13 protein-coding genes and 1 pseudogene are annotated in these 14,743 nt (G+C 58.0%); 5 read left to right on the top strand and 9 right to left on the bottom strand.

Annotated elements, in window-relative coordinates:
* Nucleotides 1–53 precede the first annotated feature (53 nt).
* On the top strand, nucleotides 54–1,169 hold the full coding sequence (locus tag JT360_RS26735; RefSeq protein ID WP_214475388.1) for an ABC transporter substrate-binding protein: 1,116 nt from the start codon (nucleotides 54–56) through the stop codon (nucleotides 1,167–1,169).
* 138 nt (nucleotides 1,170–1,307) lie between these two features.
* Entirely contained in the window at nucleotides 1,308–1,652 is a 345-nt protein-coding gene (locus tag JT360_RS26730; protein ID WP_214475386.1) for a hypothetical protein, read from the top strand.
* 1,095 nt (nucleotides 1,653–2,747) lie between these two features.
* On the opposite strand, the gene JT360_RS26725 is transcribed toward JT360_RS26730, so the two are convergent.
* From JT360_RS26725 to JT360_RS26690, 8 genes are all read right to left on the bottom strand, one after another.
* Nucleotides 2,748–3,356, bottom strand: a complete 609-nt coding sequence (locus JT360_RS26725) for an ATP-dependent DNA ligase (RefSeq protein WP_214475384.1) — start codon at nucleotides 3,354–3,356, stop codon at nucleotides 2,748–2,750.
* 246 nt (nucleotides 3,357–3,602) lie between these two features.
* Nucleotides 3,603–3,941: a slr1659 superfamily regulator gene (locus JT360_RS26720; RefSeq protein WP_214475383.1), complete on the bottom strand. Its 339-nt coding sequence runs from the start codon at nucleotides 3,939–3,941 to the stop codon at nucleotides 3,603–3,605.
* 18 nt (nucleotides 3,942–3,959) lie between these two features.
* Nucleotides 3,960–4,520 (bottom strand): slr1658 superfamily regulator, encoded by a 561-nt coding sequence (locus JT360_RS26715; protein WP_214475381.1) that lies wholly within the window; start codon nucleotides 4,518–4,520, stop codon nucleotides 3,960–3,962.
* A 1-nt stretch (nucleotide 4,521) separates the two neighbouring features.
* Nucleotides 4,522–6,888 (bottom strand): SpoIIE family protein phosphatase, encoded by a 2,367-nt coding sequence (locus tag JT360_RS26710; protein ID WP_214475379.1) that lies wholly within the window; start codon nucleotides 6,886–6,888, stop codon nucleotides 4,522–4,524.
* Nucleotides 6,885–8,063: a class I SAM-dependent methyltransferase gene (locus tag JT360_RS26705; protein WP_214475378.1), complete on the bottom strand. Its 1,179-nt coding sequence runs from the start codon at nucleotides 8,061–8,063 to the stop codon at nucleotides 6,885–6,887. Before JT360_RS26705 ends, JT360_RS26710 begins: the two co-directional genes overlap by 4 nt.
* On the bottom strand, nucleotides 8,060–8,584 hold the full coding sequence (locus JT360_RS26700; protein ID WP_214475461.1) for a ubiquinone biosynthesis methyltransferase UbiE: 525 nt from the start codon (nucleotides 8,582–8,584) through the stop codon (nucleotides 8,060–8,062). The genes JT360_RS26705 and JT360_RS26700 overlap by 4 nt, the downstream gene beginning before the upstream one ends.
* Nucleotides 8,585–8,755: 171 nt before the next feature.
* The gene (locus tag JT360_RS26695; protein ID WP_502845492.1) at nucleotides 8,756–10,492 is read right to left on the bottom strand and encodes a putative bifunctional diguanylate cyclase/phosphodiesterase; all 1,737 of its coding nucleotides are present in this window, start codon (nucleotides 10,490–10,492) and stop codon (nucleotides 8,756–8,758) included.
* A gap of 281 nt (nucleotides 10,493–10,773) precedes the next feature.
* A complete protein-coding gene (locus JT360_RS26690) occupies nucleotides 10,774–11,916 on the bottom strand; it encodes a helix-turn-helix domain-containing protein (RefSeq protein WP_214475376.1) in 1,143 nt (380 codons plus the stop codon).
* Between the two features lie 230 nt (nucleotides 11,917–12,146).
* Here JT360_RS26690 and JT360_RS26685 point away from each other — a divergent pair, with 230 nt between their 5' ends.
* Nucleotides 12,147–12,449: a hypothetical protein gene (locus JT360_RS26685; RefSeq protein WP_214475374.1), complete on the top strand. Its 303-nt coding sequence runs from the start codon at nucleotides 12,147–12,149 to the stop codon at nucleotides 12,447–12,449.
* Between the two features lies 1 nt (nucleotide 12,450).
* Here JT360_RS26685 and JT360_RS26680 read toward each other — a convergent pair whose 3' ends face one another.
* Nucleotides 12,451–12,792, bottom strand: coding sequence for a hypothetical protein (locus tag JT360_RS26680; protein WP_214475372.1), 342 nt, complete (start codon nucleotides 12,790–12,792; stop codon nucleotides 12,451–12,453).
* A 227-nt stretch (nucleotides 12,793–13,019) separates the two neighbouring features.
* On the opposite strand from JT360_RS26680, the pseudogene JT360_RS26675 reads away from it, so the two are divergent.
* Both JT360_RS26675 and JT360_RS26670 read left to right on the top strand, forming a co-directional pair.
* A pseudogene (locus JT360_RS26675) lies at nucleotides 13,020–13,265 on the top strand (hypothetical protein); the annotation flags it as partial.
* Nucleotides 13,266–13,883: 618 nt separating this feature from the next.
* Nucleotides 13,884–14,743 (top strand): VCBS domain-containing protein (locus tag JT360_RS26670; RefSeq protein WP_214475369.1); only part of this gene is annotated, 860 nt, incomplete at its 3' end.

The following is a 14,743-nucleotide window of genomic DNA, read 5'->3' as shown; positions in this document are numbered from 1 at the left end:
AGTCGAGTTCCGGAAGACCAGACAATTTTTCTGAAACCAAGGGAGGTACCAACATGCAACGCAGAACATTTCTGAAATCATCCGTCGCCTTGATGGCCATGACAATCGCTGCTCCGATCCTGTTCGCCGGCCAGGCACGGGCGGATGCGATGGCCGACGCCATGGCAGTGGTTGAAAAATATGCCCAGAAGGCCACGGCCTGGGACGGCCCGACCACCGGTCCGAAGGCCCAGCCGGGCAAAACGATCGTCGTGCTCGCCGGCGACCTCAAGAACGGCGGCATTCTGGGTGTCACCACCGGCGTCGAGGAAGCGGCAAAGGCGATCGGCTGGGAGGTCAAAGTGATCGACGGCGCCGGCTCGATCGGTGGCCGTACCGCCGCCTTCGGCCAGGCCATGGCACTGAAGCCGAATGGCATCGTCATCAACGGCTTCGACGCCGTCGAGCAGGCGCCGGCCCTGGAACAGGCGAAGGCCGCCGGCATACCGCTGGTTTCCTGGCATGCCGGCCCGGTGATCGGGCCCGACGAAAAAAGCGGCGTCTTCGCCAACGTCTCGACCGACGCCATGCAGGTCTCCACGGCAGCGGCCGACTGGGCCTATGCCGACGCCAAGGGCAAGCCCGGCGTCGTCATCTTCACCGACTCGACCTACGCGATCGCCATCGCCAAGGCCGACAAGATGAAGGCCGAGATCGAGCGGTTGGGCGGAAAGGTGCTCGAATATGTTGACACGCCGATCGCCGAGACCTCGCAGCGCATGCCGCAGCTCACCACTTCGCTGCTGCAGAAATACGGCGATGCCTGGACGCATTCGCTCGCGATCAACGATCTCTATTTCGACTTCATGGGACCTTCGCTTGCCGCGGCCGGCAAGGCCGGCACCGACGCGCCGATCAATGTCGCCGCCGGCGACGGTTCAGAATCGGCCTATCAGCGCATCCGCGCCGGCCAGTTCCAGAAGGTGACTGTCGCCGAGCCGCTCAACCTGCAGGGCTGGCAACTGGTCGACGAGCTCAACCGCGCCATCGCTGGGGAGAAATGGTCGGGCTATCTATCGCCGCTGCACGTTGTGACGGCCGACAATGTGGAGTTCGACGGCGGTCCCAACAACGCCTTCGACCCCGGCAACGGCTACCGCGACGCATACAAGAAAATTTGGGGCAAATAGGCGCGCAGCTATGCGGGCGCATCAAATAATGCGCCCACATAGCGGCATTCTTCAACTTCGAATCCCGAATTATTCAGTCTTCGAAATGCCGCCAGTGAGCGACAGCCGCCTCACCGTGAAACTCAGGAAACCTTGACGATGATCATTCGCTATGCCCTCTTCGAAGGTGCAATCCACCCCGGACGAGAGGAAGAATTCCGGCGTTTCGTCAAGGAAAGGCTGGTGCCGCTGTGGACGCAGTTTCCCGGAGCCGAGGAGGTGCGCGTTCTGGATGGCACGGCACGGGACGAGGGTGCGCCTGCCTACGCCATGGCGCTCGCCATTCGCTATCCGGACATGGATACCTGCAGCCGGGCGCTGCAGTCCGACGTTCGGTTTCAGAGCCGTGACGTGACTGGCGAATTGCTGAAAATGTTCACCGGGCGCGTTCATCATCACGTCTTCGAGTCGAATGAGTACGCACCAGGCCGATCGGGATCTTGATCGGCAACGCTGCTGCGATCGGCCGGTATCGGTAGTTGCGTATCCATGAAACTGCGGACTAGACATCGCCCATCGGCCGCCGCGGGACCGTACGGAACGATACGGGGACTTTGACGATTCGGGCCCGCGAAAAAGCCAATCGACGTGATCCGCACCTCCTCCGTGCTCACCAAGTCTTTCTGGATGAAAAGTGTTCAGCCCGGTGCAACGGAAATGTTGCGGATCATCGGGTGAGTCGACATTGCGTGAGAACTATGTCCCGCTGTCGCCGTCTCGCCAACGGCATGTCCGTGAAGTAGCCAAAGATGCGCTACGTATTGTGCTACCTATTGTGATACAAATCGAGTTGGGAAACAGAAAAAACATTGTAAAAACAACATGTTGGCGAGGCATATGATCCCAGCCAACGGTACCATTCTTTTTTCATTTAAGTGGTTGAATTCGTTGTGAAGTTTTGTCTTTGGCGACAAGATTTGTCTTTGGCGACAAGATTTGTATCGCAGTAGGTCTCACAATTTGTATCACAAATAGTGATGGACGTGCCCCTGGACACGAGCCAAGTGGTTGATTCCGAAGTTTTTTGTCACAACACAGGCTATTGATGCAAAATCGTCAGGATCGTTGGCAACGGAAAACTGAACCTGAAAAATCCAAGCAGACCATTCCCAGTCTGCGGCGGAGCCTGCCGATCAGATCATCCTCGACGGCGCGAAACCCGCGAACACCGCAAGCGGCCTTGTGCGATTTCCACTCTTCTGCATCGAGCCGGCCTTCTCCGGTCAAGGGTGCAAGAACGTCATAAGCTTTATCGCGGTCGCCTTCGGAACGCCCTTTGTCGCGGGCTATCAAATTTCGAGGTGAGATCCTTCAAGCTGGTGATCGCAAACTCCTTTCGGGAGAGTTCTTAGACCGACCGCGCGAGCTGACCTTTGGCCCCCATCAAGAGACCTTCCCAAACGACCGCAGGCGCGTGAAATCGCGCACATCCGGCGCTATCGCGGCGGCCCACGAAAAATTCAAAACAAATCAACCCAAAGCGGACATTGCTATGTGCCGACGCCGAGCTGCGGTTGCGCCAGATGCGGTCGTCGATGCTCAGAAATCGGCTTCTTCGAAATATTTGGCCTTCAGCCACGTTTCCGACGGTCCGCTCCTGTAGCGGCTGTCGGCGCGCTTCGAGATGATGCCTTCGAGTCCCATCTTCCCGCCGGTGCGGAAGATCGCCAGCGCACTGCCTTGGAAATGCTCGCTGTATTGGATCTTGCCGAGGCCAGGCTCAATCAGTTGCCAAAGCGCATGCTTGCGCTGCAGCAGCGGCAAGGAGGCCAGATCGCGGCCGTCGAGATGAAGAATGTCGAACGCGACGAACACCAGCCGGCTCGGCTCGTTCCAGATCGCGGCTTCCAGCGCGGGGCAATCGGGAGCCCCCTGTTCGCCCGGCACAATGACCTCACCGTCGAGAATGGCAGTCCGGCATGGCAGATCGACGGCCAGTGCGATGGGCCAGTATTTCGTGGTCCAGTCACGGCCATTCTTGCTGTAAAGACGCACGGCGCCATTATTGATGATGAGCTGTGTCCGGTAGCCGTCGAGATTGGCCTCGTGAACCCATCCCTCATCTTCAGGCAGCCGCTCGACCGGAGTCGGGATCTGCGGCGGAATAAACTCCAGCCGGCCGCCATTGACCTTGGCACGCTTACTCAATGACGCCACCTTTTACCGCGCGGCGGCGGCTGATCGGCACAGGCAGCACGACATCCCCCAACATGATGCCTGCCACCTGTGCCGAGCCCCCGCCAAGCCATTGCAAGCATCCACGCGCGAGGCCGATTTGTCGTTGGCTTCGCATCCTAATTCTTGTCCTGGCGTACATATCTTGCTCGGCGCGGCGCTCTTGCACCGTTCCCGACCGGCTTATTGCTGTCAGGGATTGCCGCCAGCCTACCTTGGTCAATCCATCAAAAGCACCACGGCAGGATGCAGCTTCTTCAGATTCGGCAATGATTTCGACTGCCAGGGTATGTCGGGCGTTCCACGCACGACGAGTCGAACATCGGGATGCTTGCGCACCTCGATGGTAAATTTCGCCAGCAGGTTGATGCCAGAAGAGTTGAGAAAGTGAAGGTCCTTCAGATTGAGCGTAATGGAAGCGGGGTTCGAGGCAAGAACACCGGTCGCCAACGCCGTGATAGGCGCACCAGCGTCGGAACTGGCAAGCCGCATTGCACCGTCGAAGAAAATTTCGCTTCCTTCAGTCCACACGCGGTAGTCGTCTGTCTTGATTTCCATGGCCTGGCATCGCTTCATTTAGTTGTGAATTTGCGAGATCGGAATGGAGGCATATGTCTCCACGCAAATCCGATCGCTTTCGTCGGCGGCGCTGAATATCCAAGCCAGGCGTGCGCCGTAGTCGCTCATCAACGTCAGCAATCCAATTCCGGAATCTCCTACGTCGGCGTTGGCGGCATTGACTTCAATTCGCTGTATCAGCAGGTCCATGGGGTCGCCAACCGTGATATCCGCCAGGAGGTTTTGGAAGTCAGACGCATCTTCACCACCGACGTCATTCGACACCTTGAGCTTGAAGCACTCCGAGTCCATCGAGGCCTCGATCACGATCTCACCCGGCGCGCGAAACTTGACGGCATTTTCGACGAGTTCGTTGACCAGATATCCGATGTTGTGCCGCACTTCCCTGTAGTCATTGCGGGACGACTGGAAGCGCAATGCGAAAAGATCGGCGATGAAGTCCGCGGTCGTGGCACAATGACGCCAACTCAGGTCGAGAGGTCCGTCGAACAACCGTACGCGACTGGCGCTCTCCTTCATCCCGATTGCAATGTCAGGGGTACCGAACAGCGTTGTCATCCTATGTGTGCCTTATGATCACGAGGGTGATGTCGTCGTGGATCTTCTGGATCCCGATATGGGCCATCAGATCGTCGATGATCCCGCTCTTGATGTCCTCGGCGCTGCTGCCGTGACGTTTTTGTGCGCTCTGGCAGAGGCGCTCGAACCCAAACAGTTCTCTGTCTTGGTCTTCCGCCTCGGTCACACCGTCTGTGTGCAGCACGATCACGTCGCCGCTCCCGAACACGATGTCGCGCGTGGCAATGAATTTCGAGATGTCATTCTCCAGGCCAACCGGCAGACCCAGATCCAGCGTATCGATACGTTCGATGTCCCCACCCGCACGCACGACCAGGACGTCCTCATGCTGGCCGGATAGCGTTACCCGCTCATCCTCGAAGTCAAGAAAGGCCAGCGAGAGATGCTTGCCGGTGTTCGTCCGCTCGATGTTCTTGTAGATCGCTCTGTTCAGCCGATCCAGAAACTGGTGCGGATCCTCCTCGTTGGTCTCCTGCAGCGCACGTGCAACGGATTGGACCATCAGCATCAGCACGCCGCTCTCGAGACCATGACCGGTCACGTCGCCGATGCCGATCTTGACCCGTGACCCGTTCTGAAGGACGTCATAGTAATCACCACCGACCTCGTCGGCCGGCCGCATGTAGGCTGCGATCTCCAGCCCCGGAATCGCCTCGAGTTCGAATTGTTTCGGCAGGACCATCATCTGGATCTGCCTGGCGACCGCGAGTTCGGCACCAAGGCGGACGTTCTCGTCCTGCAGCTTTTCGTTCAGTGCGGAAATCTCTTGGTTGGCGTCCCCGAGCTCTCTGGTTCGTTCGTCGACGAGTTGCTCCAGGTTTTCGGTATGAAAGCTTATCTGCTCAGCCATGCGGTTGAAAGCTATCCCTGCCGCTCCAACCTCATCGCGCGTTGGAATGCTCACACGGACTGAATAGTCTTTGGACTGGAGCCGCTGGGCGGCGCTGGCAAGCGCCCTGAGGCCCGCGGTGATCCGCTTCGAAATTCCAAGCACGGCGGCAAAAACAATCAGAAGCGAAACGATGATCGCGGCGATCTGGAAGAGCAGGATGCGATTGGTTGCGCGGGAAATGCTCTCCTGCGCGGCGAAGAGGGACGCATAGATCTCCCGTTCGGGAACGACGATCCCGACCGACATCGTTTCGGACTTGATCGGTCCCGAACTCCACAGATTGGTCGGCTTCAATCTTTTGAGGACAACGATGTAGGGTACGCGTTCGCCCTTCTCGTCGAGCATGATATGCTGAATGACACCGTCATTGTTCTGGTCGAGAGGCAACGACGCGATAGCCGGCTGCGTACTTCCTCGCAGGGACCTCTCCAGGCCGGTGACGCCCTGGCTGCCCGCATCGTTCGATGAACTCAGGCCGATGATTGCCTGGCCCGACGGATTGATCGCCACCACGTTGCCAGTCGACATTGTGAGGAAGCCGAACCCGGTTTCAGCGATCTTCACACGTTCGACGACTTCCGCGAGCTGATCGAGAGTGATGTCTGCGCCGGCCGTACCGGCGATACCGGTGCGATCACGCGTCCACAGCGGGTGGAAAAAGCTGACGATCAGCTTTCCCGTGATCGCATCGGTGTAGGGCGCTGTCTGGGTGATATCGTCAGCAACCGGACGCGAGGCTGGATCCTTGGCCCATTGCTGCCATGACCCATAGATTCCCGGAAAGAAAAACTCCCAAAACTCCGCCTTGTTGTGACCTGGATAGAGCCGGTCGAAGGTCTGTGCCTGGTCCGTATATGGTACTGTCCTGAAGATCGGCCGTTCTTTTGGACCAATATAATACATCTGCAGCTTGGACGACCCGCTGGCCATGAGAGTCGGCGCGACGAGATCGATCACGGTACTATCTTCTATTTCCTTTTGAACGCCCGGCAGCGGAGTGTGGTCGGCGCCCAGCAGGTAGCCCCAGACACTGACCACGGAAGGCGCGCCCGGCAGGTTCTGTGCCCAGTCGCCCTGCGCGTCGTAGACGACCTTCACGGAGCCGGGCCCCTCGTGCGAAAGCGTCGCTCCGACCTGTTGCTGCCTCGTCGGATCGTCGATCTGGGCCTGCAGCACGCCGGCCAGAGCCTTGACGTCGCCATGAACCCGATCGAGCAGCAGGTCGACGCTCAACGCCGTCGAGTCGGCATAGGAACGAATGTACTCCTGGTTTGCGGTCGTCAGGCCCTCACCGACTTCCGATGTGGCGTCGCGCGACAGTTTTTGAACGTTCCAAAGCGCCAGACCACCGCTCAAAAGGAGGTCGAACAGTACGGCGCCGCCAACGACCAATACGAATTTCGCTCGAAAGGAGCGCAGGCCGAAGCGCGGTGTAGGCTCATCGTCGGCTTTCATTGCGGGCGTCGCCCCGATGCGACCCAAATCGGCCAACCCGCATAACCCTTTGGGTGGAGCGCAGCGAAAATGTGGTCCTCGAAGCCCTGCCGGAACCGTGCGACGAACTCCGGTCCATCGCCGCGTCTGGTGGCCATCTCGCCCGCATAGACATCCGCCCAGGCTGCAATGACATCGGCGAAGTCCTGCGGATCACCGTCCAGGTTGGTGACCATGAAGGTCTCTACTCGAATGTCCTCGAATCCGGCTTCGACCAGGTATCGCCGGCTCTTCGGCCCAAGCTCGACGTCCATCTCGAAATGCTTGAACAGCTTCGCCACCTCGTCGTAGGTCCAACGGATGCTTTCGGCACGCGGTTCGCCGAGGCAATGCGAATTCTTCTCGTTGGTGATATAGACCCGACCGCCTGGCTTGCATATGCGGTAGAGCTCCCTGAGGATAAGTTCAGGTCGATTGAAGATCTGAAGGGAATGTCGGCAGGTGACCAAGTCGAACTGCGTTTCGTCGAGCAGCATCTCCGACGCATCGCCATAGGTGTATTCGATCCCCCGGATGTCGAACTCCCGCATCACGCGTCGAGCATAGTCCAGGCTTGTCATGGAGTGGTCGAGGGCGACGATCCGCGATGGCTGGAACTCCTTCTGCACGAGCACGGCGAAATCACCGATCCCGCAACAGATGTCAGCCATGACGATCCCGGGCCTCATGCCGTGTCGCGGCAAGATTGCGCGCTCGTGGCGCCATGTCATCTTTGTCTGAGTGCGCAGGATCGGTACGAAGCCGCCTTCCTCAAGGAAGCCCTGCCCCGGATAGAATTCGGTGTCATACTCCTCGACCGTGATGTTCGGTTCTATGCCGCTCAGGCGACCGAATTTTCGCGAGGTCCATCCGACAACGCTTGACGTGATGACGACGAATTTGAGTTCGGGTCGAGCGCGACAAGCGTCGATGATGATCCTCGAAAAGGTGTGAAACGCGGCGTTGTTCATCTGCGTCAGGCGCCTGACATTGACGTAGAGAACGCCGCGCACACGGCCGATCGCATCGCGAAGCAATGCTATGCTGGGCCCAAGCTCATCGATCGCCTGAGGCCGGACCACCCCCGATATGGAGAACTCCTGGTTGTTCGCGTCGTATTGCGCCTTGAAGCGCGGGAGAAGGTCGTAAGGGCTCAATTTTGCAAGCCCTCGAGCGGAAGATCTACGACAAGCTTGATTGCATCGCCGTCGGCATCCTCGATCCAGAGTGTCGCGTTGTAGTCGACAGCCAGTTCCAGGAGTACGAGCTCGCGGCTCGGCGCGAGATCCCCAGACACCGAATTGAGGTACCGCTCTCTGGCCTCTATTCCCGCGAGTTGCGACACGGCTTCTTCGTAGAATTGGCGCTCCTCCGGTACGCAAGGAAATGTCAACTCGATCCTATCCGTTGCGCCATGGCGAGACACCCTGCATGCCAGTTCGCCATCGGCATGGCGCGTGCGAAAGGCGACTTCCAGCAATTCGTTGAAGGCGGAGGAAAAGAGATTTGAATGCCGGACCGAGTCAGACCTGTTCTGACTGATCATCCGGGCCATGTATGTCGAGACATAATCGCAGTGTCTCCAAGCGGAGACAAAAGCTTTGATTTCCATGTCGATCTGGATCATGGGTTCGAAGGTCGGCCCGCCGCCAGCCAGGTCATGATGAACAGCTCCCATCGGCATCCTCACTCGTTCCATCAGTGTTGAACCCTCGCGGGGTGATGACCTCCGCGACGATTTCACCGCGCCCCTGATGAGTCAGTCTCGCACCGACTCGAAGAATTGCGCGGTATCTGCCTCGATCGTTCTACAAATCCCCACTTCATCGTTAACAAAGGGTGCAAGGCGCTAGAGCGCCCGATTTGACTGCTCCACCGCTCTTACCACCTTCAGCGGGGATCGCTTGATGAAATCGCCGATCGCCTCGGTTCCGAGCGGCCGCCCCAGGAAATTACCTTGCAGACAATCGCAATTTTCCTTGATCAGCCACCGTGCCTGTGCCGACGTCTCAACCCCCTCGGCAGTGACATTTATTCCCAGGCCGTGTGCCAGATTCATGATCGATCGCACGATCGTTTGGCTTTTGAGATCGGTCTCCAGGTCCGCAATAAAGTACTGATCGATCTTCAAAGTATCGAAGGGAAAGTTCTTAAGGTAGCTTAACGATGAGTAGTACGTGCCAAAGTCGTCGAGCGAAATTCGTATTCCCAAGACGTTCAAAGTATTCAACGTGTCGATATTGTCGATCGTCTTCTCAAGCAGGACCGTCTCGGTTATCTCAAGTTCAAGTCTCTCGGCTTCGATTCCGACTGCGTCGATGATCTGGGCGACGGTGTCCGTCAGCGAACCGCTAAGGAACTGAGCTGGTGACAGGTTCACTGCGACTGTCAGCGAGGAAGGCCACGTCAATGCCTGGCGACAGGCTTCCTCGAGCACCCATCGTCCAATGTCGTCCATCAGACCGTCGGCTTCGGCGATCGGTATGAACACGTTGGGTGGAATGATTCCGACCTCGGGGTGCCGCCATCGCAGCAGCGCTTCGAAACCGATCACCGAAGAGGGAGGCCGAATGAGCGGCTGATACTCCAGATAAAGCTCGCCCCGCTCCAGCGCGGTTCGAAGGCTGCGTCTCAGATTCTCGCGTTGCTCGAGCAAAAGCAGCATCGAACGGTTGAATGTTCGAGCGCAGCCGCGCCCATCTGTCTTGGCTGCGTAAAGAGCAATATCAGCGGCTTTCATCAACTGTTCGCCATCGGTCCCGTGCTCCGGCCCGAAAGCAATTCCGATGCTCGAGCCGACGAAGACGGGAATGCCGTTGATGATGAACGGGTTCTTGAACGCGTCGACCAGCGATCCGGCAAGGCGCTCAGCCTCTGCTGGCTGCTCCTTTCCCAATTGGATGACAGCGAACTCATCGCCGGCATACCGGTATGCGGATTCGCCCTCCTGCAGCGCGTCACGGATACGACCCGCCGCGAGTTGAAGAAGGGTGTCGCCTGCTCCATGGCCGAGCGTGTCGTTGACCGCTTTGAAATCGTCAAGATCGATTTGTAGAAGGGCGGCTTTAGGCTTTGATCCGCCGAGGGCGGCCATTGCCTGCTGCAGCCGATCGCCGAAACGCCGGCGATTCTGTAGTCCGGTCAGCGCGTCATGCGTCGCCTGATGGAGCAGAATTACATGCTCTTGCTCCTCCACTACGCTCCGCCCATCGCGCTCCCTTGATTCGATGATTCCCACACCATTTGCAGTGGCGAAAACGAAAGCGGACCGCCGCGCTTCGCCCGATGATCGCGGCAAATCAATGCTTGCCGGCGAGCCGCCGTGGAACACACGAAGAAATTCGTCTCGATACCCCGCATCGAGGAAGCTCGGGTAGATCTCCCAGATGGCGGCACCTGGCACCACCGCGCCTCCGTACACGCCTTTGAGTTTGGCTGCGTAGTGCGTCAGACAGAAGTCGCGATCATAGAACGACAAAAATTCGGTCGTGTACGCCAAAAGGTCAGCGAACAGCGCTTCGCCGGGACGTGCTGCATCGCTTGAGGAAGGCCCTTCCGGGCCGATGCCTGATGCCTCCGGGTGCAATAGCCACCTCCCACATCCCCCAATCCAGAAATAGCATAACTGTCAAGCTTCGCAAACATTCAACTCGCAATCTCAACAAGAGTCGCGTGCTGCGTAGTTGCAATGTATGCTCCGCTGTAATTGGCGGCGATAGCGATGAACAGTTGGTTAATAAATCGGCAACCGGTATATGATTGATAGCGCGGTGGACGCGACACGAAATATTCTGATCCATGAGGCGTCGTGATCTTTCCCGCTCCTGTTTTGAGCCCGCCCCACTTCAACCATCCCCGATCCTCTAATCAGCTTCCGAGCGCCTTTAGCCAACCTTCAAAGGAAGAGGCCTCCTCGTGTCCGGCATGCGAAACGGAGTGGACAGGGCGCGGCAACACCACAGCACTGCGGCCTTCGCGGGGGCTGTAACCGAATTCCTTGCTGAATGCCCGGCTGAAATTAGCCGCTGAACTAAACCCGAAGGCTTCCGCAATTTCAACAATGCGCCGGCTGTCCGCAGGATTGCTAATCGCCACATGGGCTGCCAGAAGGCGGCGACTTTGTATGTAATGGAGGACGCCACCGCTCGGTTCGAACAATTGATAGAGACGAGAGCGGGATACGCCGAGCGCCCGGGACATTGAATCCGGTGTCAGATGAGCCGCATCCAGATTGTTTTGGACGTATCGACGCGCTCGCTCCATCAGCGCGACGCTCGCCAATTGTTCGGCGGCCGCGGCGTGTTCCGCCGGAGGCGCGAGGCAGGCAATGATCATGCTGCGTGTTGCGTGAACGATGCGGGGCAGATCTTCAGCCGTAAGACTGCGCAGCCTTGCTTCGATACTGCTGACGTAGTCGACCAACAGGTTGGCAAAGTTGCCGGACAGAATTGAATTGTTCTTTGCATCGAGAGTGGACGCCGCATCAGAGAACAGATCACGCGGCAGATAGAGAACGAGACTTTCCGAGTCCGTTACCCTCCCGCGAAACGGGTAGCCAAGCGATCTGATCTCCAAATTGCCCGGCTGGTTTTCCGCAACGCGGCGATCGACCTCCGTCCACGACCGGCCCGCACGAGGCAAGACAATATACCAGTGATCGATCGAACTGGATCGGAGCTTCGCGGCGGAACGCACGTAGCTATGTGCCGGCGCGCGCTGTTGAACGATCAGCATGCCACCGAGATTCCAAGCCGTGTGGTCGACGGGAAAGCCATCGTTCAGCGATTTGTCATCCGGCAAGCTGACCTCGACAAGCGGCGCCATATGCGCTTGCCAAGCAGCGAATTGATCCTCTGGCGCCAGTTCGAGCGTTGAAAAGGGCAGAGGCTCGAACGCCGGCGCGAGCGATGAAGTGTCCTCATTGTGGGATTGGCCTTCGCGTGGCCAACGACGTCGATCACGCTCCCGTGGCTGCCCCGCAGAGGACTCGTCCTGCCTCTTAGTGTCCATAGCGTGGTGCCATATCCGAATCGGGTATGCCCCATGCCCCTCTCAATCATGTGGTGTACCTGAGGATCTGGCAAGGCTGATGAACTCGTGTCGGCTGAAACCGCGATCACGCTGGATTACGGCAAGAAATGCATTCCGAGATAAGTTTCTGGATGCGAAGCTAACGACACTCTCCAACTCGGTACGTATAGATCGGACATCGTGGAATACCAGTTGAGGAGACCACTGAAATGACCGAAAAGCTCAACAGCGAAGCTCGTCGCCGGATAATTCTTGATGGATACGGCAACAACGAGCCGTTGAAAAATATTGCGGCAAAGATCGGATGCTCGCTGGCGAGTTTGAAAGTCACCGCCAGTAAGCTCGGTTGCACTCGAACTGCCAAAGAGGCAGCCGAATTTCGGCGCGGTTTTCACGTCCCGGAACACAAGCGGCAAGATTACTACCAACTCATGATAGCCGGACAATATAAAGCACGTGAGTGTGCGCTTATTTTGGGATTGATAACAGAGCAATCATCAGGTGGCAAGTAAGTCAACTGATTTCATTGCACTGCAGACGACATCGCCATTTAGACAGTCGCTTCAGCGGTTGATCAGCAAAAGCCCGCCGCAAGAACGGGTGGCGGGCCCCGAAAGGTTCGCACTGATGCTGCGTCGGCATTTCAATAGCACCTGCCTCAGCCCTCATGATCTGGCCGTTTGCGAACGCGTATTCGACCATGTCTGCGTGGCTGAGCATCTCGACCCTTTGGACCCGGACGCCGAAATCCTGGCGGTAATGGTTGTGGCCATTTTTCGAAATGCTCACACCAGCGAGCGCGAACTGCTTGAGGCGGTCAGGTCTCGTCGGCAAAAGGCTGTGGGAATCGGGCATTAGTACCTGTCGACCAAAGTGCCTAGCAATTTGAGTACAACGAGATGGACAAATGCAATAAGCCAAGGCGCGTCGATAGAGAATGCATCGGGCTTCGCCGCCGGTTCCTGCGGTCGCGAATTGGTTGCAAGTTCGAAGCGACACTGTCGTCGCTTACCAAAACCGGGCCGTTGTGCATTGACGGTCTCATCAGTATCGGCGGAGCCGCGTATCTGTGCTAAGCTGCCATCCAACCAGCCAACGGGGCGACGAGCGAAGTGACCGTGGCCGAGGCGACCGAAAATATCTATGCCTCGCTCCGGGCGGACAATGCCGACATCGACGCACATGTCGCGGCGCTTAAGGCAGCGTTGACACGAAAAGGGATAAAACAGGTAGGGTTCGATCCGACCAAGTTGGCGCAGAACAACCGCTCGGGCCGCACGTTGATGCAGGCCTATTTTCGACAACGCGGCGTGAGCGTGAGGTTTTCGGACCAGAACCGCGCGGGCGATCTCAAGCGCGCCTTTGTGAGTGCTCGGCCGGTCCGGCGGTTTGCCAAATGGAAGTGGGACCGCGCAGCATCTCGGCCGTTGCGATCAGCTTTGTCGTCTCATGAAAGCAGACTTCGGGCGACTGCGCTGCGGCCTCAGCCTGAGGACTTACCGTCCGACTGCACCCATTTTGGTTGAAGGCAAGGCCACGACGATGGCTCTCGCTCTGCTTTGACTTCAACGATTAACTGTTTTGCAACTTGCACGTTGACGCTTCCTCTATCGTAGAGTTAATAATCTCCTAATATAAGCATTCTCTAAAAATCTCGTTGGTCGGTGGCTGATGAGTTAGATGGATGCAGTTGGGGTAGGGAGACGTAGAGCCACGACCAATGTCGTCGCGGCCACCATCATGGAGTCACCATCTGTCCGTGAATGGCCGGCGTAAGCCGGCTGTTCGTAGCGCGGCGGCTTCTTGGATGATGCGCCGACAATTTACTTCCGACCCAACTATGTGCCGATCGTGCGGCGATTGCTCCGACAGGAGCAGTCGGCCGTTGAGGGCTGTCAAACAAACAGGCGTAGGGGCGTCTGTCATAGAACAACAGGGGGTGAAAAATGGCTACTCAGGTCACCGGTGCCGGCGGCACAACGACGTCATTCTCCAACACACCGCAGGCACAGGGTGACATCTTCCTCTATTCGGAAGATGCAACTGGGATTCTGATCCTGAATGTTTTGGCGAATGATCTGGGTGGCGCAGCCAAGCTGCTCTACTCCATCGACAACGCAGACAGTGCATCAGCGTCAACCGCAACGAAGACATATGCCCCGGCAGATCTGCTCACGCGTGACACGACGTATTCCACTGATAGCTCGGGTGTCACCGGGACCACCGACAAAAGCCTCTTGGGGGCTAAAATCTGGATAGCCAGCGATGGCACGATCCACTACGACACGGCGAATATCGATGGGCTGTTGCAGGCACTTTCGGCCGGTCAGGTCCTTGTCGACAAACTGACCTACGCCATTCAACTCGGCAATGGCACGCTGAGCTGGGCCACGACCTCCATTCAATTCACCGGGACCAACGACAAACCCGACATCCATCTGGTGACGACCGACAGCGCGGCCGCCTCGCTGAGCGAGACTAATGCGGCCCTGACGACGAGCGGCACGCTGACGGTGAACGATGCTGATGTCTCCGACACGGTGAGCGCAAGCGTGACCGCAGTGTCGCTCGCCGGCACCACGGGCGGGCTGAGCGGCGCCACCGTGCTCGGCATGTTGACGGTTTCGCCGGCGTCGCTGACAGCCGACCCGGGCGAAACCCACAATCTGGGTTGGACGTTCAACTCGGCGTCGCAGGTCTTCGACTTCCTCGCCGAGGGCGAGACGCTGACGCTCACCTACACGATCAAGGCCGACGACGGCCACACCGGCGGTACCGACACGCAGACCGTGACGATCACCATTCA

The organism is Mesorhizobium sp. dw_380 (assembly GCF_018588885.1).
Lineage (GTDB): Bacteria > Pseudomonadota > Alphaproteobacteria > Rhizobiales > Rhizobiaceae > Mesorhizobium.
Note: the sequence above shows the minus strand (reverse complement) of the source record. Positions and strands in the feature narration are given on the sequence as shown.

Coding starts and splice junctions, on each gene's coding strand:
- JT360_RS26735 (WP_214475388.1), top strand. CDS start 54: ATGCAACGCAGAACATTTCTGAAATCATCCGTCGCCTTGATGGCCATG.
- JT360_RS26730 (WP_214475386.1), top strand. CDS start 1,308: ATGATCATTCGCTATGCCCTCTTCGAAGGTGCAATCCACCCCGGACGA.
- JT360_RS26720 (WP_214475383.1), bottom strand. CDS start 3,941: ATGGAAATCAAGACAGACGACTACCGCGTGTGGACTGAAGGAAGCGAA.
- JT360_RS26715 (WP_214475381.1), bottom strand. CDS start 4,520: ATGACAACGCTGTTCGGTACCCCTGACATTGCAATCGGGATGAAGGAG.
- JT360_RS26710 (WP_214475379.1), bottom strand. CDS start 6,888: ATGAAAGCCGACGATGAGCCTACACCGCGCTTCGGCCTGCGCTCCTTT.
- JT360_RS26700 (WP_214475461.1), bottom strand. CDS start 8,584: ATGGGAGCTGTTCATCATGACCTGGCTGGCGGCGGGCCGACCTTCGAA.
- JT360_RS26690 (WP_214475376.1), bottom strand. CDS start 11,916: ATGGACACTAAGAGGCAGGACGAGTCCTCTGCGGGGCAGCCACGGGAG.
- JT360_RS26685 (WP_214475374.1), top strand. CDS start 12,147: ATGACCGAAAAGCTCAACAGCGAAGCTCGTCGCCGGATAATTCTTGAT.
- JT360_RS26680 (WP_214475372.1), bottom strand. CDS start 12,792: ATGCCCGATTCCCACAGCCTTTTGCCGACGAGACCTGACCGCCTCAAG.